Annotated in this window: 22 protein-coding genes; 14 read left to right on the top strand and 8 right to left on the bottom strand. The window is 73.6% G+C overall.

Translation table 11 applies throughout. From position 1 onward, the window contains the following. Positions 1–50 precede the first annotated feature (50 nt). The gene (treZ, locus tag ACFYUZ_RS34005) at positions 51–1,802 is read right to left on the bottom strand and encodes a malto-oligosyltrehalose trehalohydrolase (protein WP_389315824.1); all 1,752 of its coding nucleotides are present in this window, start codon (positions 1,800–1,802) and stop codon (positions 51–53) included. Between the two features lie 60 nt (positions 1,803–1,862). Further along, positions 1,863–2,852 (bottom strand): GNAT family N-acetyltransferase, encoded by a 990-nt coding sequence (locus ACFYUZ_RS34000; protein WP_389315822.1) that lies wholly within the window; start codon positions 2,850–2,852, stop codon positions 1,863–1,865. A 135-nt stretch (positions 2,853–2,987) separates the two neighbouring features. Here ACFYUZ_RS34000 and ACFYUZ_RS33995 point away from each other — a divergent pair, with 135 nt between their 5' ends. The 3 genes from ACFYUZ_RS33995 (at position 2,988) to ACFYUZ_RS33985 (ending at position 5,449) form a co-directional block, all read left to right on the top strand. After that, complete coding sequence (locus ACFYUZ_RS33995) at positions 2,988–3,536, top strand: FHA domain-containing protein (RefSeq protein WP_389315821.1); 549 nt, start codon at positions 2,988–2,990, stop codon at positions 3,534–3,536. A 121-nt stretch (positions 3,537–3,657) separates the two neighbouring features. After that, positions 3,658–4,851 carry a cytochrome P450 gene (locus tag ACFYUZ_RS33990; RefSeq protein WP_389315819.1) on the top strand — a complete coding sequence of 398 codons (1,194 nt, stop codon included), beginning with the start codon at positions 3,658–3,660 and terminating at the stop codon, positions 4,849–4,851. 100 nt (positions 4,852–4,951) lie between these two features. Beyond that, positions 4,952–5,449: a hypothetical protein gene (locus tag ACFYUZ_RS33985; RefSeq protein WP_389315817.1), complete on the top strand. Its 498-nt coding sequence runs from the start codon at positions 4,952–4,954 to the stop codon at positions 5,447–5,449. Here the strand turns inward: ACFYUZ_RS33985 and ACFYUZ_RS33980 are convergent, their stop codons facing one another. Then, positions 5,450–5,743 carry a hypothetical protein gene (locus ACFYUZ_RS33980; RefSeq protein WP_389315815.1) on the bottom strand — a complete coding sequence of 98 codons (294 nt, stop codon included), beginning with the start codon at positions 5,741–5,743 and terminating at the stop codon, positions 5,450–5,452. A 116-nt stretch (positions 5,744–5,859) separates the two neighbouring features. Further along, positions 5,860–8,178 carry a malto-oligosyltrehalose synthase gene (treY, locus tag ACFYUZ_RS33975; protein WP_389316012.1) on the bottom strand — a complete coding sequence of 773 codons (2,319 nt, stop codon included), beginning with the start codon at positions 8,176–8,178 and terminating at the stop codon, positions 5,860–5,862. Positions 8,179–8,268: 90 nt separating this feature from the next. Between treY and ACFYUZ_RS33970 the strand changes: the two genes are divergently transcribed. Continuing rightward, entirely contained in the window at positions 8,269–9,483 is a 1,215-nt protein-coding gene (locus tag ACFYUZ_RS33970) for an MFS transporter (RefSeq protein WP_389315813.1), read from the top strand. A 15-nt stretch (positions 9,484–9,498) separates the two neighbouring features. Here the strand turns inward: ACFYUZ_RS33970 and glgX are convergent, their stop codons facing one another. Then, positions 9,499–11,619 (bottom strand): glycogen debranching protein GlgX, encoded by a 2,121-nt coding sequence (gene glgX, locus ACFYUZ_RS33965; protein ID WP_389315811.1) that lies wholly within the window; start codon positions 11,617–11,619, stop codon positions 9,499–9,501. A 138-nt stretch (positions 11,620–11,757) separates the two neighbouring features. On the opposite strand from glgX, the gene ACFYUZ_RS33960 reads away from it, so the two are divergent. From ACFYUZ_RS33960 to ACFYUZ_RS33945, 4 genes are all read left to right on the top strand, one after another. After that, positions 11,758–12,615 (top strand): Tat pathway signal sequence domain protein, encoded by an 858-nt coding sequence (locus tag ACFYUZ_RS33960; RefSeq protein ID WP_389315809.1) that lies wholly within the window; start codon positions 11,758–11,760, stop codon positions 12,613–12,615. A 54-nt stretch (positions 12,616–12,669) separates the two neighbouring features. After that, positions 12,670–14,004 carry a copper amine oxidase gene (locus ACFYUZ_RS33955; protein ID WP_389315808.1) on the top strand — a complete coding sequence of 445 codons (1,335 nt, stop codon included), beginning with the start codon at positions 12,670–12,672 and terminating at the stop codon, positions 14,002–14,004. 121 nt (positions 14,005–14,125) lie between these two features. Continuing rightward, positions 14,126–15,430, top strand: coding sequence for an SAV2148 family HEPN domain-containing protein (locus tag ACFYUZ_RS33950; protein ID WP_389315806.1), 1,305 nt, complete (start codon positions 14,126–14,128; stop codon positions 15,428–15,430). 87 nt (positions 15,431–15,517) lie between these two features. Continuing rightward, on the top strand, positions 15,518–16,240 hold the full coding sequence (locus ACFYUZ_RS33945; RefSeq protein WP_389315804.1) for a 3'-5' exonuclease: 723 nt from the start codon (positions 15,518–15,520) through the stop codon (positions 16,238–16,240). 28 nt (positions 16,241–16,268) lie between these two features. Here the strand turns inward: ACFYUZ_RS33945 and ACFYUZ_RS33940 are convergent, their stop codons facing one another. The 3 genes from ACFYUZ_RS33940 to ACFYUZ_RS33930 form a co-directional block, all read right to left on the bottom strand. Further along, complete coding sequence (locus tag ACFYUZ_RS33940; protein ID WP_389315802.1) at positions 16,269–18,113, bottom strand: alpha/beta fold hydrolase; 1,845 nt, start codon at positions 18,111–18,113, stop codon at positions 16,269–16,271. A gap of 316 nt (positions 18,114–18,429) precedes the next feature. Next, positions 18,430–19,260, bottom strand: a complete 831-nt coding sequence (locus tag ACFYUZ_RS33935; RefSeq protein ID WP_389315800.1) for an alpha/beta fold hydrolase — start codon at positions 19,258–19,260, stop codon at positions 18,430–18,432. Positions 19,261–19,305: 45 nt separating this feature from the next. Beyond that, on the bottom strand, positions 19,306–20,163 hold the full coding sequence (locus ACFYUZ_RS33930) for a phosphotransferase enzyme family protein (protein ID WP_389315799.1): 858 nt from the start codon (positions 20,161–20,163) through the stop codon (positions 19,306–19,308). 144 nt (positions 20,164–20,307) lie between these two features. Here ACFYUZ_RS33930 and ACFYUZ_RS33925 point away from each other — a divergent pair, with 144 nt between their 5' ends. The 6 genes from ACFYUZ_RS33925 (at position 20,308) to ACFYUZ_RS33900 (ending at position 25,500) form a co-directional block, all read left to right on the top strand. Then, complete coding sequence (locus ACFYUZ_RS33925; RefSeq protein WP_389315797.1) at positions 20,308–21,243, top strand: carbohydrate ABC transporter permease; 936 nt, start codon at positions 20,308–20,310, stop codon at positions 21,241–21,243. Beyond that, positions 21,240–22,082, top strand: coding sequence for a carbohydrate ABC transporter permease (locus ACFYUZ_RS33920; protein WP_389315795.1), 843 nt, complete (start codon positions 21,240–21,242; stop codon positions 22,080–22,082). Before ACFYUZ_RS33925 ends, ACFYUZ_RS33920 begins: the two co-directional genes overlap by 4 nt. Before the next feature lie 38 nt (positions 22,083–22,120). Then, positions 22,121–23,458 (top strand): ABC transporter substrate-binding protein, encoded by a 1,338-nt coding sequence (locus ACFYUZ_RS33915; RefSeq protein WP_389315793.1) that lies wholly within the window; start codon positions 22,121–22,123, stop codon positions 23,456–23,458. 140 nt (positions 23,459–23,598) lie between these two features. Further along, positions 23,599–24,159, top strand: a complete 561-nt coding sequence (locus ACFYUZ_RS33910) for a DUF1697 domain-containing protein (protein WP_389315791.1) — start codon at positions 23,599–23,601, stop codon at positions 24,157–24,159. A 73-nt stretch (positions 24,160–24,232) separates the two neighbouring features. Beyond that, positions 24,233–24,868 (top strand): DsbA family protein, encoded by a 636-nt coding sequence (locus ACFYUZ_RS33905; protein ID WP_389315789.1) that lies wholly within the window; start codon positions 24,233–24,235, stop codon positions 24,866–24,868. 59 nt (positions 24,869–24,927) lie between these two features. After that, on the top strand, positions 24,928–25,500 hold the full coding sequence (locus tag ACFYUZ_RS33900; RefSeq protein ID WP_389315787.1) for a TIGR03086 family metal-binding protein: 573 nt from the start codon (positions 24,928–24,930) through the stop codon (positions 25,498–25,500). Positions 25,501–25,591 lie beyond the last annotated feature (91 nt).

Genomic DNA, 25,591 nt, shown 5'->3' with positions numbered 1-25,591 from the left:
GATCAGCCGTCGGTCAGGACGATCGAGCCGGCCACCGGAAGGCGGAGGGATCAGCCGTCGGTCAGGACGATCGCAGACTCGCCGGGGAGGCTGAGGAGCCCGTCCGCCGCCGGCGGCTCGACCGGGTCCCAGGAGGCCAGGACCCGGTCGCGGCCGTTGGAGCCGAGGGGGATCACCGTCGGCTCCTTGCCCAGGTTCACGGCCACCCGCAGGTCCCCGCGCCGGAAGACCAGCCAGCGGGCCTCCTCGTCGAAGGCCACCTTCACCCCCGCCAGATCCGGGTCCGTCAGGTCGGGCAGGGTGCGGCGCAGCGCGATGAGCTGCCGGTGCCAGGCGAGGAGCCGCTTGTGCGGGTCCCGCTCGCGTTCGCCGCGGTCGAGGACCGAGCGGTCGCGGGTGGCCGGCTCCTGGGGGTCGGGAACCTCGTCCTCGGACCAGCCGTGCGCGGCGAACTCCCGCTTCCGGCCCCGCCGTACGGCCTCCGCGAGCTCCGGGTCGGTGTGGTCGGTGAAGTACATCCAGGGCGTGCCCGCCCCCCATTCCTCGCCCATGAACAGCATCGGCACCGAGGGGCCGGTGAGGACGAGCGTCGCCGCGCAGGCGAGCAGTCCGGGGGAGAGCGAGGCCGAGAGGCGGTCGCCGAGTGCCCGGTTGCCGATCTGGTCGTGCGTCTGCGCGTACCCCAGGAAGCGGTGGGCGGGGGTGCGCTCCCGGTCCACCGGGCGCCCGTGGTGCCGGCCGCGGAAGGCGGAGTACGTGCCGTCGTGGAAGAAGACGCGGGTGAGGGTCTTGGCGAGCGCCGCCATCGGGGCGCGCGCGAAGTCGGCGTAGTAGCCCTGGGACTCGCCGGTCAGGGCGGTGTGCAGGGCGTGGTGGAAGTCGTCGTTCCACTGGGCGTGCACACCGAGGCCGCCGAGCGCGCGGGGAGTGGTCGTGCGCGGATCGGCGAGGTCGGACTCGGCGATCAGGAAGTGCTGCCGGCCCTGCTCCTTCGCCAACTCGTCCACGGCCGCCGACAGTTCCTCCAGGAAGGTCAGCGCCCGCGTGTCGGCGAGGGCGTGCACCGCGTCGAGCCGCAGCCCGTCGATCCGGTAGTCCCGCAGCCAGGCGAGCGCGCTCCCCAGGAAGTACGCCCTGACCTCGTCCGAGCCCGGCGCGTCCAGGTTCACCGCCGCGCCCCACGGCGTGTGGTGGGTGTCCGTGAAGTACGGCCCGAAGGAGCACAGATGGTTCCCCGACGGGCCCAGGTGGTTGTGCACCACGTCGAGGACCACGCCCATGCCGAGGCCGTGCGCCGCGTCCGTGAACCGCTTCAGCGCCTCCGGGCCGCCGTACGGCTCGTGGACCGCCCAGGGGGCCACCCCGTCGTAGCCCCAGCCCCGCACCCCGGGGAACGGGCACAGCGGCATCAGCTCCACATGGGTGATGCCGAGGCCCGCGAGCTCCCCGAGCCGCGCGGCCGCCGCGTCGAGCGTGCCCTCCGGGGTGAAGGTGCCGACGTGCAGCTCGTACAGGACGGCGCCGCGCAGCCGCAGCCGCGGGGAGGCGTGGCGCCAGGTGTACGCCGAGTGGTCGACGACCGCGCTCAGGCCGTCGGGCCCGTCGGGCAGCCGGCGCGAGCGCGGGTCGGGCAGCACGGGCCCGCCGTCGAGCGAGAAGCCGTACCGGTCGCCGTCCCCGGCGGGCACCACGCCCGTCCACCAGCCGTCCCGTTCGGCGTCCCGGTCCAGGGGGTGGACGGAGCCGTTCAGCTCCAGCGTCACCCGGTCACGGGCGCTCGGCGCCCACACCTCGAAGAGCACGGGAATCCCCTCGTCGACGGTCCAGTCACTCCACCACGGCTACCGCGACCATCCTGGCAGTCAGGACCCCGACTCGCCCGGAGCGTCCCACACGTAGTTGATCGCGCGCTCGAACGTCACGTAGCCCGCCCGGGCGAAGGACGCCGCCATCGGCACGTTCCCCAGGTCCGTCGCCGCGCGGATCCGGGGCACGTCGGTGGCGGCCAGGATCCGGGTCCCCTCCGCCAGGATGTCGTCGATGTACCCGTGCCCACGGTGGGCGGGCAGCACACCGACGTACGCGATGATGTGGTGGTAGTTGTTCCGCGCGGGCACGACGAAGCCGACCGGCTCGCCGCTCCCCGGCAGTTCGGCGACGCGCCACCACTCGCGCGGCGAGGAGTAGCGCGCGAGCTCCTCGTCGTAGTGCAGCTCCGCGGCCTCCCGCGCCGACAGGCCGGAGGCCAGATCGGCCCGGCCGTGCGCGTCGAGCGTGCCCTCCATCACCGGCGTCATCAGCGCGAGCAGGTCCTCGCGGTCCTCGACGGGACGGAACTCCAGACGGCCCGTCGGCTCCGGTACGGGGGTGCCGGGGCGCCACTCCAGGCGCAGCCGCTCGACCAGCGGGCGGGCGCCGGTGCGCTCCAGGACGGAGAACAGGGACTCCAGGTGGGACCGGGTCTCCGGGACCTCGCGCCAGTCGGCGGGGAGGAACCGTATGTACTCGGGGCGCGGCGCGGCGGCCGGGAGCACCGCGGCCGTCGCCGTCGACAGGAGCCGCAGGCCCACCTCGGCGCGCTCCTCGGCGGACAGCTCCGGGGCGAGGTCGAAGACGTCCAGCATCTGCGGTTCGGCGCCCGCCGTGTTCGTCCACCAGGAGGCCCGGCCGAGGAGACGGTCGCCGTCGAGCGCCACCCACATCCACGAGGGCAGGCGACGGCCGGTGGCGAGGTCGTCGGCGAGCTCGTGGTCGAGCGAGTACGTGAGGCGGAGGAAGAGGCCGAGCTCCTGCGGCCCGGCGAGCGGGCGGACGACGAGGCCGGTGGCGGACGGTGCGGAAGACGTGGTCACGTCGTGGTTCCCCCGGAGGATCTGTGGTGGACGAGCCCGCAGACCGTAACAGCGGGCCCCCGGAGGCCGGTACGGAATTTCCAGGTCAGGGGCGCTTCTGGACACGTCGGGTCCGACGGACGGACAATCACTGACGTGACGACCCCTTTCGAGCTTCCGGCGAACGCCCCTCGGCTGACCGACGCCGAGCGGGACCGCGCGCTGGTGCTGCTCCGTGAGGGTGCCGCCCAGGGCCGCCTCTCCCACGACACCTTCCTCTTCCGGATGGAGCGCGCGCTCCAGGCCCGCCGTCCGGACGAACTCGCCCTGCTCACCGCCGACCTGCGGACCGAGGGCACCTGGACCCGGCGGGTGGTCGGCGCGGTGGAGCGGATGTCCGCTTTCACGGCGCGGATCGGGCGGGCCTGGAGCGCGGAGCGGCTCCCGAAGCTGCTGCTGCCCCACCCCGGCCCGTATCCGCTGCGGATCGGGCGCGACCCGGTCAACGGGCTGCGGCTCAGCCACGAGACGGCCTCCCGGCTGCACGCCGAACTCTCGCTGCAGGGCGGGCTGTGGGTGCTGCGCGACCTCGGCTCGACCAACGGCACCACCGTCAACGGACGGCGGGTCACCGGCGCCGTGGTCGTGCGGGCGGGGGACGTGGTCGGCTTCGGCCAGATGTCCTTCCGGCTGTCGCACGACTGACCCACGCGTTCACCCGTTCGGCGGTACGTGGCGGGCGGTGCGGGCCGCGCGGTGATGGGCTGGGCAGACGCGCGCCACGATCTCCGGCCGCGGCACCCACCGCCGAGCGACAGGGGGCGAGATGAGCGACGCGCCGAACCACGAGCCGGACCGGGACATACGGGGCGAGCGGCCGGAGGAGTCCGGGGACCCCTGGACACGACTGCCGTCGATGACTCCGGCGACCCCCTCGGCCGCGGCCCCCACGAAGCCGGCCCGGGCCGGCGGGCCCCCGCCCGGCGCCCCTGCCGCGTCCGGGGCCGGCATCCCCGCCCGTGCCCCCGGCGCCGGCCGGCCGGCCGTCCCCGGACGCGTGCGGACCCTGGCCGACCCGGCCGCCGCCGGACCCTTCCCGCCCGGTGGGCGGACCGTCGCCCCGAGCCCCCTCGACCCCGGCGCCTCGCTGGACCCGCACCGGATCCACCGGACCCTGCGCGAGGACTTCCCGCTCACGTACGACCCGCTGCTGCGGGCCTGGGTCCTCAGCCGGTACGCGGACGTGGCCGCCGCGCTCACCGACGAGCGCTTCACGCACGGGCACCGGCCCGGCGACCCGCCGTGCGCGCGGGCCCATGTCGACGTCGACGTCGAGGCCCTGCGCGCGGTCACCGAACGCACCGCCTACGTCCTGGCCCACCGGATCGCCGAACGGTCCCGGGCGGACCTGGTCGCCGACTTCTGCCACTGGCTGCCGGCCGGCACCGTCGCCGCGGCCGTCGGCGTGCCCTACCGCGACATGATGCGGCTCGTCCGCGGCCGGGCGGCGGGCGCGCTGGCGGGGGAGTGCGGCGGCCAGATCGCCGTACGGGAGAAGGCGCTCGCCTCCTTCCTCGGCAACGTCCTCGCCGACCCCGACCAGGTCGCCGCCCTCCGCGACGCACCCGCCGGCCTCGTCGCCCGCGCCTGGACGGAGTCGCTGCGCCGGGACCCGCCCGTGCAGATCGCGGTGCGCCGCACCAGCGCCGAGGTGCCGGTGAGCGGCGGCGTCGTCCCGGCGGGCGCGTCCGTCGCCCTGCTCGTCGGCTCGGCGGGCCGCGATCCCGAACGCTTCCGCGAGCCCGACCGCTTCGATCCGTTCCGCGACGACCCGGGCCAGCTCACCTACGGAGCGGGCTTCTGTCCGGCGGTCCTCCTCGCCGAGCTCGAAGCGGAGTACGCCCTGCGCGCCCTCTTCACGGCCATGCCCCGGCTGCGTCTCGCCGACGGCTTCCGCCCCGCCTTCACGGGCCTCATCACGCGCGCGCCGCGCAGCCTGATCGTCCGCCCGGGCGGCTGAGCGGCCTCCCGGGCGGCTGAGCGGCCTCCCGGGCGCTGTTAGGGTGACGTGCGCCCGTCAACGGGCGCACGTTCCACCACTTTCCACGGGGATTCGAAAAATGAAGATGCGTCATGTCCGCGCGATCGCCGTCTTCGGCATCGCGGTCGTCGCCCTGACGGGCGCCCGCGGCTCGCACGGCGGCAGCTGCGGCGGCGGCAGCAGCAGCTCCGGCAGCCACAGCAGCGGCAGCAACCACAGCGACGACGACGGCACCACGGGCGGCAGCTCCGGCGGTTCCGTGTCCGGCGGCACCGGCAGCTCGAACAAGGCCTCGCGCGACGTCACCATCGACGAGTGCAAGTTCGACCCGGCGACGAAGAACCTCGTCGCCCGGATCACCATCAAGAACGACGGTCTGATGGACTACGACTACGACGTCGCGATCAAGTTCACCGGCGACCCCGGCGGCACCGTCGCCCCGGCCACCTCCAAGGCGACCGCCATCGCCGTCACGGCGGGCGCCTCCCAGAGCACCGAACTGACCAGCCCGTACACGGGGTCCGGCGACGGCTCCGAGTACACCAAGTGCGAGGTCACCCGCGTCTCCCGCTCCTGATCACCCCCGGCTGCCGGACAGGACCCGGTCCGCGGACGCGGCCGGGTCCGGGCGGCCGGAGCGCCGGACGGAGGCGAGCAGGAGGACGCCGGGGAGGATTCCGGCGGTCACCCCGACGGCGGTGCCGGGGGCGTCGATCGCCGCGAGCACCACCACGCCCAGGGGCGCGGCGATCGCGAGGAGACGCGGCGGCGTCGCGACCGCCGTGGGCAGGGCGCCCGCGTCGGCCTGGACGAACACGAGCCCGAAGGCGGCGCCGATGAGCCGACCGGTGTGATCCTTCGTCGTGATCATCGGCTTGTCACGGGCGGAGGCGGCGGCTCACCCCCCCCGGTCACCCCCCCGGTCACCCCCCCCGGTCACCCCCCCCGGTCACCCCCCCGGTCACTCCACCCGGTCACTCCCCCCGGTCACTCCAGCCGGGCGAGCAGCGCCACCGGCCGCTCCGCGAACAGCTCCGCCAGCTTCACCTCCGTCGCCGGGCCGCCCGTGAACTCCCGCACCCCGTCGAGCGCGTCGACCCACCGCCCCTCGGGCAGCACCAGCTCCGTGTCCTGCCAGCCCCCCGCCTGGGCGAGCCGCAGCGAGAGCCGGGTCACGGCCGTGACCACCCGGCCGGAGCGGGCGAAGGCCAGACAGTGCGCGGCCGCCGGGCCCTCCGCCGTCAGCGGGACGTACGTCCCGCCCGCCCCGAAGGCCTCCGGGTCCGCGCGCCGCAGCCGCAGCGCCGCCCGGACCAGGGCGGTCCGCTCGTCCTCGGGGCCGACCGCGAACGGCGCCCGGTTGTCCGGGTCGACGAGCGCCCGGTACTCCCGCTCCGTGTTCTGGTACAGCTCCGGCACCCCCGGCATCGTCAGCTGGGCGAGCGCGGCCCCGAGCGCGTGCGCCCGGACGTGCGGCTCCAGGGCGAAGGCCGCCTCCGAGGCCGTCCGCAGCGGGATCCGGCCGGGCCCGGCCGCCGCGAACTCGGACACCGCCCGCTCGTACTCCTCGTCCGGCTCCGTCCAGCTGGTCCGGAGCCCCGCCTCCCGCACGGACTTGAGGATGGCGGGGACCAGCCGGTCCGGATCCGGGGCGCCGAGGCCGAAGGCCGTCTGCCAGGCCGTCCACGCCACGTGCGGATCGGGCGCGGGCACCCCGGCGACCTCCGCGAGGAGCTCCGCCCACACCTCGGGGCACTGGGAGAGCACCGCGATCGCGGCCCGGACGTCCGCGCTGCGCTTGGTGTCGTGCGTGGAGAGCACGGTGCCGGTGTCGGGCCAGTCCCGGGCGATCCGCAGGCAGTACGCGTGGAATTCCTCCACCGGCACCGCCGGCCGTCCCGCGTCGCCGCCGACCTCGTTCGCGGAGAGCAGCGGGGTGTACCGGTAGAAGGCGGTGTCCTCCACGGACTTGGCCCGCAGCGCGGACGAGGTCTGCGCGAACCGCGCGCGGAACGCCCGGTGTTCCGGCCCGTCACCGCGCTTCCCGAGCGCCAGGTCCCGTACGGCGTCGACCGCCGTCGCCTCCTCCGGCACCGCGAACGCGGCCTTCGCGCCGCGCGCCGCCTCCGGGGTCAGCACCTCCTCGCCGCCGGTCCGGTAGGGGCGGTAGACGGGGACCCGGACGAGGAGCTCCCGGATCGCGGTGCGCAGCGCCCAGGGGGCGTGGTCCCGGAGCCCGGGGTCGGCGGCGCAGATCCGGCCGGCGATCCGGGTCAGCGCGGCCGTCTCGGCGGCCAGGTCGTGGCCGACCACCTCGTACGCGGCGCGGTGCGCGGTCGCCTCCCAGCGGCCGCCCCGGTCCCCGGCCCTGCCGACGAACTCACGGTAGAGGTCGGCGAGTTCGTCGGCGCCCACCGGGTCGGTGAAGACGCCGTCGAGCTGCCGCAGCGCGTCGTACCCGGTGGTGCCCGCGACCGGCCAGGCGGCGGGCAGCGTCTCGGACCCCGTGAGGATCTTCTCGACGACCGTCCAGCACCGCCCGCCGGTCGCCGCCGCCAGGTCCTCCAAGTAGCCCTGCGGGTCGGCGAGCCCGTCCGGGTGGTCGATGCGCAGCCCCTCGATCACCCCGTCCGCGACCAGCTCCACGATCTTCGCGTGGCTCGCCGTGAACACCTCGGGGTCCTCCACCCGCACCCCGATCAGGTCCGAGATGGTGAAGAAGCGCCGGTAGCCGAGCTCGGTGCGGGCGAGCCGCCACCAGCCGAGCCGGTACCACTGGGCGTCGAGCAGCTCGTCGAGCGGCAGCCCCTCGGTGCCCGCGCGGAGCGGGAACTCCTGGCCGTCCAGGTGCAGGGAGCCGCCGGAGACCCGGAACCGGTCCCGCACCTCCGGGAGCCGCGCGGGCAGCACGGGCAGCAGCACCCGGCCGTCCCCGGCGCGCCAGTCGATGTCGAACCAGCGGGCGTACGGCGAGTCGGGGCCCTCGCGGAGCACGGCGCGCAGCGCGTGGTTGTGGCGCGGGGAGGCCGCCATGTGGTTGGGCACCAGGTCCACGACGAGCCCGAGGCCGTGCGCCCGCGCGGTCGCCGCCAGGGCCCGCAGCCCCTCCTCGCCGCCCAGTTCGGCCCGTACCGAGCGGTGGTCGGTGACGTCGTAGCCGTGGGTCGAGCCGGGCACCGCCTCCAGGACGGGGGAGAGGTGCAGATGCGAGACCCCGAGGCCGACCAGGTGCGGCACGGCGCGCTCGGCGGCCGAGAACGGAAACTCCGGCTGGAGCTGCAGCCGGTAGGTCGAGGTGGGTGGAATGGGCGTCATGCGAACGTACGTACCCCGTCGGGAGGCTTCTGTGTCATCGCCCCATGCACCCGTCCGAGTGCACCGCGTTACGTTCGCGTGATGCTTCGGACGTATCGCGACACGCTGTCCCTGCTCGGCCCGGCCCTTCCCGTCGTCTCCTTCCTCGGCCGGCTGCCCACCGCCATGTGCCAGCTCGGCAGTCTGCTCCTGGTCGCCGAGACCAGCGGCTCGCTCGCCACCGCGGGCCTCACGGGCGGCGCGCTCGCCGCGGGACAGACCGTCGCCGGGCCCGTCATCGGCCGGCTCGCCGACCGGCACGGCCAGCGCGGGATCGTCCTCGCGGCCTCCCTCGCCAACGCGGTCGCCGTCACCGCCCTGGTCCTCGCCGCCCTCGCCGAGGCCGCCACCGGCCCGCTCATGGCGCTCGGCGCCCTCGCCGGGGCCACCGTCCCGCAGGTCGGACCGCTCGCCCGGACCCGCTCCGTGGCCCTCGCCCGCCGCTCCGGCGCGGACGACCGGCTCGTCGGCGCGGTGCTCTCCTTCGAGGGCACCCTCGACGAGGTCTCCTTCGTCCTCGGCCCGGCCCTCGTCGGACTCGCCGCCGCCCTCGCCCACCCCGCCGCCGCGCTCCTCCTGGCGGCCCTGCTGCTCGCCGGCTGCGGGACGGCCTTCGCCCTGCACCCGACGGCCCGGGCGATCGCGCCCGCAGCGTCCACCCGTACGGGTGCCGCCGAACGGACGCGGCTGCCCGGATCCGCGTACGCCCTGCGCGGCACGATGGTCCTCCAGGGCGCCATGTTCGGCGCCTCGCAGGCCGGGATCACCGCCCTCACCGAGGAGCTGGGCGCGCCGGCCCAGGCCGGGCTCGTCTACGCGGCCATGGGCGTCATGAGCGCCGCCGTCGGCCTCTCCATGGCCGCCGTGCCCGCCCGGATCGGACTCACGACGCGCTGGCGCGCCGCCACCGCCGGCCTCGTCGTCCTCTCCGCGCCGCTGCTCCTGGTGGACTCCCTGGCCGCGCTGTACGCGGTCGTCGTCGTCCTCGGCGCGGCCTACGCCCCGCACCTGATCACCGTCTTCGGGCTCACCGAGCGGACCGTGCCGGCCGCCCGGCTGGCCGAGTCGATGGCCTTCCTCACCAGCGGGATCGTGGGCGGCCAGGCCCTGGCCCTCGCCCTCTCCGGCCGGCTCGCCGAAGGCCACGGCGCCCCCGCCGCCTTCGCGGTGGCGGTGGGGGCGGCCGTGGCCTGCGCGGCGCTGTCCTGGACGGTCCGGAGCACCGCTCCCGTACGGGAGGTCGGTCCGGCCGCCTGAGCCCCGTACGGGAACTCAGGCCGGCCGGCGCAGCACGGTCAGGCTGAGCGGTGCCAGCGTCACCCGTTCGCCGCCCGCGAGCTCCGGGCCCTCTCGCGGCGGCATGCCCTCAGGGTCAGAGGTGTCCACCACCATGCGCCAGCAGCGCCCGTGGCTGTCCGGCACCGCGAACTCCAGCTCCTTCGACGAGGCGTTGAACATCAGCAGGAAGGAGTCGTCGGCGATCCGCTCGCCCTGCGGGCCCGGCTCCGAGATGGCGTTGCCGTTGAGGAAGACGGTCAGCGCCTGGGCGTGCGCCGCCTGCCAGTCGCGGGAGGTCATCTCCTCGCCCTCGGGCGTGAACCAGGCGATGTCGGTCAGCTCGTCGTGGGTGCCCTCCACCGGCCTCCCGTGGAAGAAGCGGCGTCGCCGGAAGACCGGATGGTCCCGGCGCAGCCGGACCATCGCCTGGGTGAACCGCAGGAGCGTGGACTCCGCCTCGACGTTCTCCTTGGGCCACTGCACCCAGGAGACCTCGTTGTCCTGGCAGTACGCGTTGTTGTTGCCGCCCTGCGTCCGCCCGAACTCGTCGCCGTGGCTGAGCATCGGCACGCCCTGCGAGAGCATCAGGGTGGCGAGGAAGTTGCGCATCTGACGGGCGCGCAGCTCGGCGATCCCGACGTCCTCGGTCTCGCCCTCCGCCCCGCAGTTCCAGGAGCGGTTGTGGCTCTCGCCGTCCCGGTTGCCCTCGCCGTTCGCCTCGTTGTGCTTGTCGTTGTACGAGACGAGGTCCCGCAGGGTGAAGCCGTCGTGGCAGGTGACGAAGTTGACCGAGGCGAGCGGGCGCCGCCCGTCGTCCTGGTACAGGTCGGAGGAGCCGGTCAGCCGGGAGGCGAACTCGGCGAGGGTGCGCGGCTCGCCGCGCCACAGGTCCCGCACGCAGTCCCGGTACTTGCCGTTCCACTCGGTCCACAGCGGCGGGAAGTTGCCCACCTGGTAGCCGCCCTCGCCCACGTCCCACGGCTCGGCGATCAGCTTCACCTGGCTGACCACCGGGTCCTGCTGCACCAGGTCGAAGAAGGAGGACAGCCGGTCCACCTCGTGGAACTGGCGGGCCAGGGTGGCCGCCAGGTCGAAGCGGAAACCGTCCACGTGCATCTCGGTCACCCAGTACCGCAGGCTGTCCATGATCAGCTGGAGCACGTGCGGGGAGCGCATGAGCAGCGAGTTCCCGGTGCCCGTGGTGTCCATGTGGTACCGGCGGTCGTTCGCGAGCCGGTAGTACGAGGGGTTGTCCAGGCCCCGGAAGGAGAGCGTCGGGCCCAGGTGGTTGCCCTCGGCGGTGTGGTTGTAGACCACGTCGAGGATGACCTCGATGCCCGCCTGGTGCAGCGCCCGGACCGCCGACTTGAACTCCAGGACCTGCTGGCCCCGGTCACCCCAGGACGCGTAGGCGTTGTGGGGGGCGAAGAAGCCGATCGTGTTGTAGCCCCAGTAGTTGGAGAGCCCCGCGTCCACGAGCCGGTGGTCGTTCACGAACTGGTGAACGGGCATCAGTTCGAGCGCGGTCACGCCCAGCTCCTTCAGATGGCCGATGACCGACGGGTGCGCGAGCCCCGCGTACGTCCCGCGCAGCTCCTCCGGAAGGTCCGGGTGGAGCATCGTGAGGCCCTTCACATGGGCCTCGTAGATCACCGTGTGGTGGTACTCGGTGCGCGGGCGACGGTCGTCGCCCCAGTCGAAGTAGGGGTTGACCACGACCGAGGTCATGGTGTGCGGGCCCGAGTCGAGGTCGTTGCGCGCGTCGGGCCGCCCGAACGGGTAGCCGTAGACCGCCTCGCCCCATTCGATCCGCCCCGACACCGCGCGGGCGTACGGGTCGAGCAGCAGCTTCGCCGCGTTGCAGCGCAGCCCGCGCTCCGGCGCGTACGGGCCGTGCACGCGGAACCCGTACCGCTGACCGGGCATCACGCCCGGCAGATAGGCGTGTCGTACGAACGCGTCGGTCTCGCGCAGTTCCACCGCCGTCTCCGAGCCGTCGTCGTGCAGCAGACACAGCTCGATCCTGTGGGCGGCCTCCGAGAAGACCGCGAAGTTGGTTCCCGCTCCGTCATAGGTGGCGCCCAAGGGGTACGCCTGTCCCGGCCAGACCTGCATGGATACGACTCTTCCTCTTCTGTCCGGGTTTTGTAGGTGTTCTTCGGCCAGATCCTGCCCGAAAGAGTGGCAACCTCCTAGGACTTCGCCCCGTCCTACCGGGTGACCGCAGACCAAGAGGGGGATAGAGGGGGAAGTGTGTACGAAATAGCGCGCCGCCACCTGGGGAAGGTGGTGGCCGGAGCGGCCATGGCGGTGACGGGGACCGCCGTCGCGGTCGCCATCGGCCTGCCGGGGGTTTCGGTGGGGCAGACCGCCCCCGGCACGGTGGGTGGTACCGCGGCCGGCGGTGCGACCGGTGGGGGCGGAGGAAGCGGGGAAGCCGACGGCACGGGCGCGGCGGCGTCCGGCGCCGGTACGCAGGGGCAGGCCGCCGCGCCGCAGCCGGCCACCGTGGTCCCGCCCGCGGCCGAGGGGGAGAAGGGCGTCGGGGGCGACCCGCTCACGGACGACGAGCTCGCCCGGGCCGAGGCGCTGGCGCTGGCCCCGTCCGCCGCCACCGCCCAGCAGGACGTCACGGGCGGCCGGGGGCCCCAGCGCCTCGGCACCCGGCTCGCCGACCCGATCCCGGGCGACGCCTCGCGCCGCGCCGAGGTCCGCCTCTACGACTACGGGCGGGACGAGCTCGTCACCAGGACCGTCAACCTCGACACCGGCAAGGTCGAGAGCTCCGGGGCGCAGCGCGGGGTCCAGCCCTCCGCCCACCCCGAGGAGCTGCGCGAGGCCCTGGAGCTGATCCTCGCGAGCCCGCTCGGCAAGGGCGTGAAGGAGGACTACAAGGACGCCACCGGCAAGGAGCTGACCTCCGGCGAGCAGCTGTGGTTCAACGGCGACGTCTACCGCACCTACCGCGAGTCCCACGTGCCCGCGGCGCTCGCCCGCTGCGGGGAGCACCGGTGCGTCCGGCTCGTCACCAAGGTCCTCAACGGGGCCTGGATCGACACCCGGAACCTGATCGTCGACCTCTCCGCGAGGACCGTCACCCGCGTCGGCTGACCACCGGCCCGGCCCTTCCACAGCCTCACGACACGTACGAGGGAGCACCTCCCCATGTCCATCCAGCGAATCCGGAACGGACGCGCCCGCAAGCGGGGCGCCGTCCTGACCGCCGCCGCCCTGCTCGGCACCGCCACGGCCGCCGCCGGCCCCGCGACCGGCGCCGTCGCCGTCCCCAACCCGCCGGCCCCGACGCGCGCGGAGCGCGCCGCGACGACGCCCGACTGCTCGGCCGCGTACCGCATCACGCAGAAGCTCGACGGCGGCACCACCTGGCGCATGTGCTGGCGGTACGACACCGACGCCGGGCTCACGCTCGACCGGGTCACCTACCAGCCGCCCGGGGCCGCCGCGCCCATCCCCGTCCTCAACAGCGCCCGCCTCGGCCAGATCCACGTGCCGTACGACGACGGCGGCGCCGAGTACGACGACCTCACCGGCGCCGGCTTCGGCTGGGGCCTGCAGAACCTCAAGCCCGCCGAGTGCCCCGGCGGCACCCTCACCACCGTCAAGGTGGCCGACGTCGGTGACGTCAAGGGCCTGTGCACCACCACGCGGGCGCGCGGGCACGCGTACCGCATGGCCAGCGACAACGGCTCCAAGGTCTGGCAGGCCCAGGCCAAGGACCTGCTCGTCTACACCGTCAACAAGGTCGGCTGGTACGAGTACATCACCGAGTGGCGCTTCACCGCCGACGGCACCATCGGCGCCAACGTCGGTGCCACCGGCAGCCTCTCGCCCGTCGACTACAACGCCACCGACGGCCGCGGCTGGCCCCTCGGCAAGGGCGCCAAGGGCTACGCCACCAGCCACGCCCACAACGTCTTCTGGAAGCTCGACTTCGGCCTGGACGGCTCCACCAAGGACCGGATCGAGCAGTTCGACTCCGCCGTCACCGCCCCCACCGGCGGCGGCGGACCCACCGTGAAGACCACGCGCACCGTCGTCACCAAGGAACTCGCCGGTGACGCGAAGAACATGCGCTGGTGGCGGGTGGTCAGCGGCACCGGCAAGAACGCCGACGGCCACGCCCGCTCGTACGAGATCGTGCCCGGCCACACCGACACCCACGCGGGACGCGGCTTCACCAAGCACGACGTGTACTTCACCCAGTCCCGCGCCTGCGAGAAGTTCGCGAGCAACAACATCGGCGGCTGCGCGGCCGGCGCCGGTGACAGCGTGGACAAATGGGTCAACGGTGAGACTCTGACCAAACCGTCCGTGTGGGTCAACATCGGGTTCCACCACATCGCCCGGGACGAGGACCAGCAGCCGATGCCGGTCCACTGGCAGGGCTTCCAGCTCGTGCCCAGGGACGTAACCGCTATGAATCCGCTCACTCCGGCCGATCTCGCCTCCCAGAACGGGCAGCCCGATCTGGGGAGTTGAGGAAGCAGCCTGACGATCCTGCTGCACCGCCTCCCGCTCGCGGAGTACCCTTCCTTGATCGTTGTCACATGGTCATCCTGTCCGCCGGAACGGGTGTCCGGGAGCAGAAGGCGGTGCGCGGGTGAGCTCGGGAGGTCTGGAGCTGCCCCCAGGTGACGCGGGTCACGAGGGGGGTCCGGCCGACCCCGCAGAGGCAGCGCCGGGCGCGGCCGTGCCGCCGGGTGTCGTCCTGCCGCCGGGCGCGGCCGTGCCGCCCGGCACGGTCACCGTCGGGCGGCCGGTGGAGATAGGGGCGGAGCTCGACTGGGGCCCCGAGGCCTGGAGCGAGGTCCGCACCCGGGCCCAGCGCGCCGGCCGCGCCTACATCTGGCTGAACCTCGTCGAACAGCGGCTGAGGGCCGTGGTCGCCGCCGTCCTGCGGCCCGTGTACGAACCGGTGCACGGCGAGGAGTGGGTGGTGGCCGCGGCCGGACCCGCCGGCCAGGAATGGGTCCAGCGGGCCGTCGCCGTCCGCGAGGTCTCCCGGCGCAAGGGCTACCTCCTGGACCCGGCCGACGACAACGTGCTGAGCTTCCTCACGCTGCCGCAGCTGCGCGAGCTGATGGTGCAGCACTGGCCCTGCTTCGAGCCCTACTTCGACGACCGGCGCGAGGTCGAGCTCGCCCTCGACGAGCTGGAGGTCACGCGGAACGTGGTCTCCCGCAACCGGGCCCTCTCGCTGACCGTCCTCGCCCAGTCCGAGCGGGCCTCCGCCCGCATCCTGGAGATCCTCGGCGGCGGCGCCGGGGTGCCGTCCGCCGACCGGCTGCCCGTGGACGCGGTCGAGGACCTCGTCGGCGACCGGTACGCGGACGTCGTCTCCGTCCACCCCGACCGGGTCCGGCTGCAACGGCAGCTGCCCGCCGAGGACCTCTTCGGCGGCGCCCGCCGCCTCGACGCCACCGGCATAGGCCTCAACCTGCTGGTGCAGAACTTCTCCGGCCGGCGCATGGTCCGGCTCGCCGAGTCCGGCTGCCGGACCCGGCTCCTCTTCCTCAACCCCGCCAGCAGCGCCGTCAAGCGCCGCGAGCGCGAACTCGGCCTGAAGAAGGGCGAGCTGAGCCGCTCGGTCGAGATGAACATCCTGCACATGCGCCGGGTCCGCTCGAAGCTGCGCGATCCGGGCGCCTTCCAGATCCACGTCTTCGACGAGACCCCGCGCTTCACCGCCTACCTGGTGGACGGCGACGGGCCGGACGGGGTGGGGGTCGTCCAGTCGTACCTGCGCCGGGCCCGGGGCATGGAGGCGCCGGTCCTCGTGCTGCGCGGCGGCGGACGGAACGTCGTCCGGCACGGGCAGCCCACCCGTGACGGAGATCACGGACTTTTCGAGACGTACCGGGAGGAGTTCGAGTCGGTCTGGCTCGACTCCCGGCCCGTCTCCTGACCCGTCCCCGGGGGCGGCCGGGGGTGTTGTCAGTGGTGCGTGCGAGGGTGGTCAGCACCACGGGGGAGATCACGTAAGGAGGACCCGATGGCTTGGCACGGCTCGACCCTTGTCGGCTTCGACCTGGAGACGACCGGCACCGAACCGCTGGAGGCCCGGATCGTCACGGCCTCGATCGTCGAGGTCGACGGAGACGGGCAGGTCAGGCGGCGACGGGACTGGCTCGCCGACCCGGGCATCCGCATCCCGGAGCAGGCCTCCGCGATCCACGGCATCAGCACCGAGCGCGCGGCGGCCGAGGGCCGGCCGGTCCGCGAGGTCGCCGACGAGATCGCGAGGACCCTCGCCGCGTACTGGGAGGACGGCGTCCCGGTCGTCGCGTACAACGCCTCCTTCGACCTCACGCTCCTCGCCGCCGAGCTGCGCCGCCACGGGCTGCCGTCGCTGGAGGAGCGGCTCGGCGGGACGGCCATCGGCCCGGTCGTCGATCCGTACACCATCGACCGGGCCGTCGACCGCTACCGGCGGGGCAAGCGCACCCTGGAGGCGGTCTGCGGGGAGTACGGCGTGGTGCTCGAAGCCGCCCACCAGGCCGCCGCCGACGCGCTCGCCGCCGTCCGGGTCGCCGTCGCGATAGCCGAGCGGCACCCGCAGGTGGCCGGTCTGGACCCCGCCGAGCTGCACGAGCGCCAGATCGGCTGGTACCGCGTCTGGGCCGAGGGCCTCCAGGCCTTCCTGCGCGGCAAGGGCGACGCGGAGGCGGTCGTCGACCCCACGTGGCCCCTGCGCGAGAAGGTCGCGGCGGCCTGATCGACAAGCCCCGGGACCGCCTTTCGGATCAGCCCAGCGGCAGCGTCAGGTGCGCGGCCCCGCCGTCGGGGGAGACGATCGTGGTGGTGCTGCTGTCGGCGCCGGCGTCGGTGAGGGCGTCGGAGTAGAGCTGGTCCTTGCTGTTGACCACGAGCATGAGGCGGTGGCCCGCGGCCACGTCGTAGCCCGCGCCCTGGAGCCTCCAGGTGGCGGTGCGGTCCTGCCCGGGGGTCAGGTCCTCCAGGGTGAGCGGCTCGTGGGTGATGATGCGGGCCGTGTCGTCGGGGCCGACGTCGAAGAGGTAGGCCACGAGCGTCGTCGACTCGGCGGTGCTGCGGACCGTGAGGGTGAGCTCGGGGACGCCCCGGACGCGGCGGCCCGTGCCGTTCGCGCCGGCCTGGAGGGGGGCGCTCGTCCAGACGGCGAGGTGCTGCCGGTCGAACTTGCCCGTGGGGTAGGTCTTCGGGTCGCCCCTCCACTCGGCCTGGCCGGTGGTGACGAGGGCGTCGACGGCGGTGGCGTCCGTGATCCGGCCCGCGGTGAACTCCCGCTTCCAGCCGGTCTCCTCCTCCGCGGCGAGGCCGCCGTCACGGCTGTCGGAGCCGACGGAGGTCAGGTACCAGCGCTCGGTGGAGGTGGTGACCTCCGCCCAGGAGCCGTGGGGCTCGCGGACGGCGGGCTCGGTGATGACGGTCTTCCCGGTCTCCGGGTCGGTCCGGGTCTCGTACGTGAACATGATCTGGCTGTTGACCACGGGCCACTCGGGCACGCCGTTGGAGGCACCGAGCACATGGTGGTCGAGCCAGGCGAAGGCCTCCTCGACGGGCTGGTTCGGCCCGCTGAAGGGGACGGTCAGACCGGCGCCCTCGGGGGCGGCGTGGTCGCCGATCCACAGGTTCAGGTGCTTGGGCACGGTCAGCCGCTCGAAGTGGTCGACGACCTGGTTGACCGGGAACAGCGTCTCGTGCCAGGCGTTGGAGAAGAAGGTGGGGACGCCGCGGGCGTTGGTCTGGTCGGCGTACGAGGCCGGCGCGCGATCCGAGCCCCAGCGGACCACGTCGTCGAGGTTCTGCCCGGCCCTGAAGTCCGCCAGGAGCTGCCGGGTGGCGGGGTCGAACTTCCGCTCCTCGGGGCCGCCGGTGAGGGCGACCAGGGCCTCCACGGCCTTCAGGTGCCGGGTGCCGTTGTCGTAGAGGCTGGTGGCGAGGTCGCCCCAGGTGCTCAGGGCGACGACCGCGTCGACGCGGGCGGCCGGGTCGTGCGCCGCGACCAGCTGGCTGATGCCGGAGCCGTACGACTCGCCGAGGAAGGCGATCCTGCTCGGGGCGAGGTGCTGCTGCGCGTAGTCGATGACCGCGGAGCCGTCGGCCCAGTCCAGCGGTCCGGCGACGTCGATCGTGCCGCCGGAGGTGAAGAACGCGTCGTGGTAGCCGCCGGGCAGCCGGAACGTCTGGCCGATGCCGCGCGGGGTGTACGCGAGGACGTGGTAGCCGCGCCGCGCCAGCTGGAGGTACGCGTACGCGAAGATGGTCCAGCCGAGTGGCGTCCAGCCCGCCGGCACGATCACCACCGGCCGGGGTTCGTCGCCGTGGAGCCTGATCGTGAACGCGGACAGGCTGACATCGCCGTCCACCGCGATCCTCGGGAGGTCGATCTCCGCCCTGGCCCGCACCTGATCCGTCAGCTGCTGGAGCTCGGGCGTGAGCAGGGGCCGCTCGGCCCTGCCCCTCAGCGTGGCGACCAGCGCCTGGGCCAGGTTGACGGCGGCGGGGTCGAGTTCGGTGGGGGAGGCGTAGATGCCGTGGTCGGCGATCCTCGTCACCTGGGCCGCGGTGACCGCGCTGATCTCGTTGTCGTCCTGAGGGGTGCTCACTGAGCCGTCCTCTCGCTGGGGCCGGCCGGCCCGCGGGTGCGCGGGCCGGTCCGTACCGGATGCCGGGGCGTCCCCGTCGGTTCCCCGGCCTTGCGGCGCGCGGGGGAGCGGGGACGGCGGCATCGTTCCAGCTCAGGCGCCATGGCAGTGCGGAAAGTGGACACCGCCCCCGCTCCGCGCGACGGAGCCGGAGTCACTCTCCAGGAGCGTTTGAAATCGCCCCTGTCGGCACCGCCGCTGGAAACGATCACCCTTCGCCGGTCGTCCGACGGAAGCGGTCACCCGGGATCAGCGACGATCGACCGGAACCGGTCCGTCAGGAGTTCTCCTTGAGGAAGGACAGCAGCAGCTCGGAGACCTGCTGCGGCTGGTCCAGCTGCAGCCAGTGCCCCGCGTCCTCGACCCGCTCGTAGCGCCAGCTCCCCGACACGTACGCGCCCGTCCCGGACATCGAGCGCTCGGTGAGGAAACGGTCGCCGGTCGACCACACGCCCATCACCGGCACCGACTCCGGCAGCGGAACCGCCGGGGCCTCGGCGCCGAACTGGACCTCCGCCGGGATGCCCGCCCGGTAGATGTCCAACGCGGTGGTCAGCGCGCCCGGCGCCCGCAGCGGCTCGATCACGGCCTCCGCGTCGGGGTGCTCGCCCAGCATCTCCCGCAGGTTGGCGAAGTCGTCGCGCGCCAGCCAGTCCTCGGCGAGCCCGGCCAGCTGGAACAGCAGCATGTACCAGGAGCGCTGCTTCTGCTCCCAGCCCGCGGCCCGGATCGACGCCAGGTGCCCCACGGAAAGGATGCTCAGGCTCTGCACCCGGTCCGGGAAGAACTGGGTCAGCCCCTGGGCGATGCCCGAACCCCAGTCGTGGCCGACCAGATGGACCCGGTCGAGCCCGAGCTCGGCGAGCAGCTCGACCAGGTCGCCGACGTGCTTGCCCGGGTGCTGCGCCGCCGGGCCGCCCTCGGGACGGCCGGAGGCGCCGAAGCCCCGCAGGGTGGGGGCGACGGTCCGGAAACCGGCCGCGTTCAGCGCCGCGACCTGGTGCCGCCACAGACGGTGGCTGTCGGGGAAGCCGTGCACGAGCAGCACGGCCGGTCCCTCCCCGCTCACCTCGACGTCGAGGGTCACCTCGGACAGTTCGACACGCATCTCGACACCCCGCTCATCAGGCCCGGTTCGGCACCGGTCATGATGTCAGAACGGGTACCAGCGCACCTCGGGGTCGCCCGCCCGCAGGGAGGCCACCCGGCGTTCGAACTCGGCCAGGGCCTTCGGGTTCGTCGGCGCGTGCTGGGCCACCCACGCGCAGCTCGCGGTCTCCCGCGCCCCGCGCAGGACCGCGCACCCCTCCCACTCCCGGACGTCCCAGCCGTACGCCTCGGTGAAGGCCTCGTACGCCGCCGGGTCCAGGCCGTACCGGTCCCGGGAGAGGGCGAGGACCACCAGGTCGTGCTCGCGCAGGTCCGAGGAGAAGGTCTCCAGGTCCACCAGGACCGGGCCGTCGGGGCCCACGTGCGCGTTCCGGGGGAGGGCGTCCCCGTGGACGGGCCCCGGGGGCAGGTGCGGGGTGAGCGCCGCCGCCGCCGGGGCGAAGGAGTCGCGCCGCTCCCGCAGGAAGGCCGCGTCCGCCGGGTCGATCGCGTCCCCCGCGAGCCGCAGCCACCGCTCGACCCCGCCGAGCAGCTCACGGCGGGGGAGCGTGAAACCCGCCGGCTCCGGCAGCGCGTGGACGGCCCGCAGCAGCGGGGCCAGGTCACGGGGCTCCGTCGGCCGCACCGCCTCCGGCAGCCGGTGCCAGAGCGTGACCGGATGGCCGTCCACGAGCCGGGGCTTCTCCTCGGCGGCCCGGACGGCCGGGACCCCCGCCGTTTCCAGCCAGGAGGCCAGCGCGAGCTCCCGCTCGGCCCGCGCGAACAGCTCCGCGTCCCGGCCGACCTTCACCACCAGATCGCCCACCGCGAAGACCGCGTTCTCCCCGAGGGCGAGCAGCCCCGCCTCCGCGACCGGCAGCCCCGCCCCGGCCAGGATCTCCCGTGCCCGCGCCTCGTCCATCGACCTCTCCCTCACCCGTGTGTTTGCGCCAAAGTCTCCCATCCGCGCAGCTCACCGCGCTCGTCGCCTTGACGGGCCGACGGAGCGTCAGCACCATGGCGGGATTCCGGACGGCAGCAGGTGGACGGGGGGATCGTGAGCTCGGTGACCACGGTCAAGCGGCCCGGCCGAGCGCGCGCCCCGCGCGCCGCCCCCGGGACACGGCCGCGCGGCCCCGACCTCGGCGCCTGGTTCCTGGTGCTCCCGGCACTCCTGCCGATCCTGGTCCTCAGCGTCGGCCCGCTCCTCTACGGCATCGCGCTCGCCTTCACCGACGCCCAGTCCGGCCGCACCCAGGCCACCCGCTGGGTCGGCACCCTCAACTTCCAGGACCTGCTGCACGACACGCTCTTCTGGGAGTCCTTCCGCATCGGCGCGGTCTGGGCCGTCGGGGTCACGGTCCCGCAGTTCCTGCTCGCCCTCGGCCTGGCCCTGCTGCTCGACCAGAGGCTCCGCCTCCGCCGGCTGGCCCGGGCCCTCGCCATCATCCCCTGGGCGATGCCGGAGGTCGTCGTCGGCATCATGTGGCGGCTCGTCTACAACCCCGACGCCGGCATCCTCAACGAGACCCTCCGTAACCTGGGCCTCGGCGAGGGCCACGACTGGCTCTCCGGCCTCGCCACCGCCCTCCCCGCCGTCATCGTCGTCGGCGTCTGGGCCGGCATGCCGCAGACCACCGTCGCCCTGCTCGCCGGACTCCAGAACACCCCGCGCGAACTCCACGAGGCCGCCGCCCTCGACGGCGCCGGCGCCTGGCGCCGCTTCCGCGCCGTCACCTGGCCCGCGCTGCGACCGGTGGCCCTCGCCGTCACGGCCCTCAACCTCATCTGGAACTTCAACTCCTTCGCCCTGGTCTACGTCCTGACCAGCGGCGGACCGGGCGGCCGGACCCGGCTCCCCATGCTCTTCGCCTACGAGGAGGCCTTCCGCTACGGGCAGTTCGGCTACGCCGCCGCCATGGGATGCGTGATGGTCGCCGCCGTCTCGGTGCTCATCGCCCTCTCCCTCGTACGCCGTCTGAAAGGGGACCAGGACCGGTGAGCGCCCTGCGGCCGAGCGGGCCCGCGCGAGCAGGCCAGTACCTGGCCCTCCTCGCGTACCTGGCCTTCCTCGCCCTCCCCTTCCTCTGGCTGGTCTCCACCGCCTTCAAGCCCGCACCCGAGCTGGCCTCGCTCCACCCCACCTGGATCCCGAAGGACCCCACCCTCGACAACTTCCGGCAGGCCTTCGACGAGCAGCCGCTGCTCCGGGCCGCCGCGAACAGCCTGCTCGCCGCGGTCTGCGCCGCCCTGATCGCGGTCGCCGTCGCGACCCCGCTCGCCTATGTGACGGCCCGCCACCGGGGCCGGCTCGCCGCCGCCGCCACCGGCTGGGTGGTGATCAGCCAGGCCTTCCCCTTCGTCCTCGTGATCATCCCGCTCTTCCTCGTCCTCAAGAACCTGCACCTGGTCGACAGCGTCGTCGGCCTCGTCCTGGTCTACGTGGTCTGGTCGCTGCCCTTCGCCCTCTGGATGCTCATGGGGTACGTCAGGGCCGTCCCGGCCGAGCTGGAGGAGGCGGCCGCCGTCGACGGCGCCGGCCGGATCCGTACCCTCGTCTCGGTCACCGCCCCGCTGCTCGCCCCGGGCGTCGTCGCCACCGCGCTCTTCGCCTTCGTCACCGCCTGGAACGAGTTCTTCTTCGCGCTCGTCCTGCTCAAGTCCCCGGAGAAACAGACCCTCCCGGTCGTCCTCACCCACTTCCTCGGCGCCGAGGGCGTCGCCGACCTCGGTCCGCTGGCGGCCGCGGCCTTCCTCGCGACCCTGCCCTCCCTCGTCGTCTTCGGCGTCCTCCAGAGGCGGATCGCGGGCGGGACGCTCGCCGGGGCGGTGAAGTCATGAGAGGGAGAGGGGACCTCACGCGACGTGCCCGTGAAGTCATGAGCGGGGCGGAGGACTTCGGGCGCCGGGGCCGTGGTGCCCCGGGACGGGCCCTCCTGGCCCTCGCCGCCGTGCTCGGCCTGCTCCTCACCGGCTGCACCGCGGGCGACGACGGCCCCGACGACGGTGTCGTACGGCTCCGGTTCCAGTCCCTCGCCTGGCAGGAGGAGTCCGTCGAGGCCAACCGGCTGCTGGTGGACGAGTGGAACGCCGGCCACCCCGACATCCAGGTCGAGTACGTCCAGGGCAGCTGGGACTCCGTGCACGACCAGCTCCTCACCTCCTTCGAGGGCGGCGAGGCGCCCGACATCATCCACGACGCCTCCGACGACCTGGCCGACTTCGCCTACGGCGGCCGGCTCGCCGACCTCCGTCCGCTGCTGTCCGAGCGGCTGCGCGCCGACATCCCCGCCACCGGCTGGGAGACCACCACCTTCGGCGAGGGCGTGTACGGCGTGCCCTTCCTCCAGGAACCCCGCGTCATCATCGCCAACCGGAAGATCCTGGAGTCCTCCGGCGTCCGCGTCCCCACTCCCGGGAGGCCCTGGAGCTGGACCGAGTTCCGGCAGATCGCCCGGGACCTCACCCGGGCCATGGGACCCGGCCGCCACGCGGTCGCCTGGCCACTCAGGGAACCCGTCTCCGTCAGCCTCAACCTCGGCGTCTCGGCCGGCGGCCGGCTCTTCCACCGGGGCCCGGACGGCCGGGTCGCCCTCGACTTCACCGAGGCCGACGGCATCGTCCCCGGCACCGTCCGGGACCAGGTCGTCACCGACCGGACCGCCCCGCGCACCACGCTCGGCAGCGGCGGCTCCGACACCCTCCCCGGCTTCTTCGCCGGCAAGTACGCCATGGTGCCCCTGGGCTTCGCCTACCGGCAGCAGATCGCGCAGCAGGCGCCCGAGGGCTTCGAATGGACCGTGCTGCCCGCGCCCGCCGGCGACGAGGGACTCGCCCAGGGCGTCTCCCCGCAGACCCTGTCGATCGCCGAGGAGAGCCCCCACAAGAAGGAGGCGGCCCGCTTCCTCGACTTCTTCCTGCGCCCGGCGAACATGGTGCGGCTCGCGCGCGGCGACTGGATGCTCCCGACCGGCACGGCCGCCCTCGCCGACCCCTCCCTGCACACCGCGCGGGACGGCTGGGCGACCGGGGCCGCGGTGGCGCGTTGGCTGCGGCCCGCGCCCGCGCAGTCCGTACGCGGCTATCCCGAGTGGAAGGACAAGGTGGCGACCCCGGCCTTCCAGGAGTACTACAGCGGCGCCATCGACGGCGCGGAGCTGCGCAGACGCCTGGTCGAGGACGGCAATCGGGTCCTCGCCCGCTATCAGCGCAGATGACGGATTCGTGATTACGAAACCTTGTTGAAAAAGTCACAGATGGGTGAAGGGTCTTCTCCACGCCCCCACCATCGGACAGTGTTCGAACCGGCCATCGTGCCGCCCCCCACGAGGCGCGGTGGCCGCCTACATTTGCCCCCATGACGAAGACGAAGACCTACGCGGCCCTGCTCCGCGGCATCAACGTGAGCGGGCACCGGAAGGTCCCCATGGCGGAGCTCCGGAGTCTCCTCGAAGGTCTCGGGCACACGGACGTCCGCACCTACCTCCAGAGCGGCAACGCCGTCTTCACCACCGACTCCGGCGCCGGCGAGGACGAGCTCCGGGCCGCGCTGGAGGGCGCCATCGAGGAACGCTTCGGCTTCCGCGTCGACTGTCTCGTCCGCGACGGCGACTACCTCGCCGCCGTCGCCGACGCCTGCCCCTTCCCGGCCGCCGAACTCCAGGGCAAGCAGCTCCACGCCTTCTACTACTCGGGGCCCGCCGGCCCCGAGCGCTTCGCCTCGATCGACCGCGAGGCCTTCCTGCCCGAGGACTTCGCCCTCGGCGACCGCGTGCTCTACCTCTACACCCCCGAAGGCCTCGGCAAGTCCAAGCTGGGCGAGGCGGTCTCCCGGCCGTCCGTCGTGAAGGGCCTCGTCGCCACCGGCCGGAACTGGAACACCGTGCTCAGGCTCGTCGAGATGACCCGGGAGGACTGACCGCGATTGGCCCGGTGGAACGGCCGTCGAATGGCCCGTGGCAGCGGGCCATCTCCTGGCTAGATTCGACGTCATGACGAGCACCGAGACCACGCCCACCACCCACCGCCCCGTCGTCGACTTCTACTTCGACCCCGCCTGCCCCTTCGCCTGGATCACCTCCCGCTGGATCCTGGAGGTCGAGCGCCACCGGGACATCGACCTCCGCTTCAAGGTCATGAGCCTGTACTTCCACAACGAGGGCAACACCCTGCCCGACTGGTACCGCGAGCTCGTCGACGCCTCCATCGGCCCCGTCCGGGTGGCGGCGGCCGCCGCCGAACAGCACGGCGAGGAGGTCCTGCGCCCGCTCTACACCGCGTACGGCACCCGCATCCACGAGAAGAAGCAGAAGGACTTCGACGCCGTCGTCGCCGAATCGCTCACCGAGGTCGGTCTCCCGCCCGAACTCGCCGCCGCCGCCCACGATCCGGCCCACGACGAGGCCGTCCGCCGCAGCCACGACGCGGGCAAGGACCCCGAGGCGGACGCGTACGTCGGCACGCCCACGATCCACGTCGACGGGACGGTGTGGTTCGGACCGGTGCTGCGGGCGGTCCCGCGCGGCGAGCGTGCCGCCGAACTCTTCGACAGCTTCCGCGTCCTCGCCTCCCACCCCGACCTCTTCGAACTCAAGCGCACCCGCACCGGCGGTCTCGACTTCAGCTAGCCGGCCGCCTGTCGCGAAAGTTCAAGACCGGGGACGCGGTGCCTCGTAGCGTCGGACGCATGAACGAGATCCACACCCACCTCACCGTCTGCGCCGCCGAGGCGAGCCGCGTCGCCCGTGCCGTCACCGCCGACCAGCTGGGCGCCCCCTCCGTCTGCGCCGACTGGACGGTCCGCGAACTCGCCAACCATCTGGTCCTCTACTCCGCGCACGGCCTCGAGCACCGCGCCCTGCGCACCCAGCTCCCCGAGGAGACCGTCCGGCGGGACTTCGCCGGCGAGGACGGCTGGGCCGAGGCGTACGCCGCCCAGCTCGACCGGGCCCTGGCCGCCTGGGAGAAGCCGGAGGCCTGGGAGGGCGAGGTCGACATGGCCGGCAGCGCCATGCCGGCCACCGAGATCGCCGCCATGCTCGCGGAGGAGCTCGCCCTGCACGGCTGGGACCTGGCCCGCTCCACGGGGCAGGAGTTCACCCTGCCCGAGGCCACGGCGGTGTTCCTGCTCGACGTGGTCGAGCGGTACGCGGAGATGTACCGCCAGTACGAGGGCTTCGCCGCCGTCGTCGACGTACCCGCCGACGCCCCGGCGCTCGACCGCGCCCTCGCCGCCAGCGGACGGAACCCGAAGGGCTAGGTGTTCTGTCCCGGGAGGTTGTGGACGGGTGATGCAGGTCTCGGCTGAGGGATCTTGAACGGGTGAGGGCCTTCCCGGTTCGGTGTGGATT

Origin of the sequence: Streptomyces sp. NPDC004266, assembly GCF_042874095.1 — a bacterium.
Lineage (GTDB): Bacteria > Actinomycetota > Actinomycetes > Streptomycetales > Streptomycetaceae > Streptomyces.
This window is presented reverse-complemented; position numbering and strand designations above follow the sequence as displayed.

What these genes read in the sequence shown, in the direction of transcription:
- ACFYUZ_RS33990 (WP_389315819.1), top strand. Translation starts at nt 3,658, where the DNA reads ATGAGCGACGCGCCGAACCACGAGCCGGACCGGGACATACGGGGCGAG.
- ACFYUZ_RS33985 (WP_389315817.1), top strand. Translation starts at nt 4,952, where the DNA reads ATGAAGATGCGTCATGTCCGCGCGATCGCCGTCTTCGGCATCGCGGTC.
- ACFYUZ_RS33980 (WP_389315815.1), bottom strand. Translation starts at nt 5,743, where the DNA reads ATGATCACGACGAAGGATCACACCGGTCGGCTCATCGGCGCCGCCTTC.
- ACFYUZ_RS33970 (WP_389315813.1), top strand. Translation starts at nt 8,269, where the DNA reads ATGCTTCGGACGTATCGCGACACGCTGTCCCTGCTCGGCCCGGCCCTT.
- glgX (WP_389315811.1), bottom strand. Translation starts at nt 11,619, where the DNA reads ATGCAGGTCTGGCCGGGACAGGCGTACCCCTTGGGCGCCACCTATGAC.
- ACFYUZ_RS33955 (WP_389315808.1), top strand. Translation starts at nt 12,670, where the DNA reads ATGTCCATCCAGCGAATCCGGAACGGACGCGCCCGCAAGCGGGGCGCC.
- ACFYUZ_RS33945 (WP_389315804.1), top strand. Translation starts at nt 15,518, where the DNA reads ATGGCTTGGCACGGCTCGACCCTTGTCGGCTTCGACCTGGAGACGACC.
- ACFYUZ_RS33935 (WP_389315800.1), bottom strand. Translation starts at nt 19,260, where the DNA reads ATGCGTGTCGAACTGTCCGAGGTGACCCTCGACGTCGAGGTGAGCGGG.
- ACFYUZ_RS33930 (WP_389315799.1), bottom strand. Translation starts at nt 20,163, where the DNA reads ATGGACGAGGCGCGGGCACGGGAGATCCTGGCCGGGGCGGGGCTGCCG.
- ACFYUZ_RS33915 (WP_389315793.1), top strand. Translation starts at nt 22,121, where the DNA reads ATGAGCGGGGCGGAGGACTTCGGGCGCCGGGGCCGTGGTGCCCCGGGA.
- ACFYUZ_RS33910 (WP_389315791.1), top strand. Translation starts at nt 23,599, where the DNA reads ATGACGAAGACGAAGACCTACGCGGCCCTGCTCCGCGGCATCAACGTG.
- ACFYUZ_RS33905 (WP_389315789.1), top strand. Translation starts at nt 24,233, where the DNA reads ATGACGAGCACCGAGACCACGCCCACCACCCACCGCCCCGTCGTCGAC.
- ACFYUZ_RS33900 (WP_389315787.1), top strand. Translation starts at nt 24,928, where the DNA reads ATGAACGAGATCCACACCCACCTCACCGTCTGCGCCGCCGAGGCGAGC.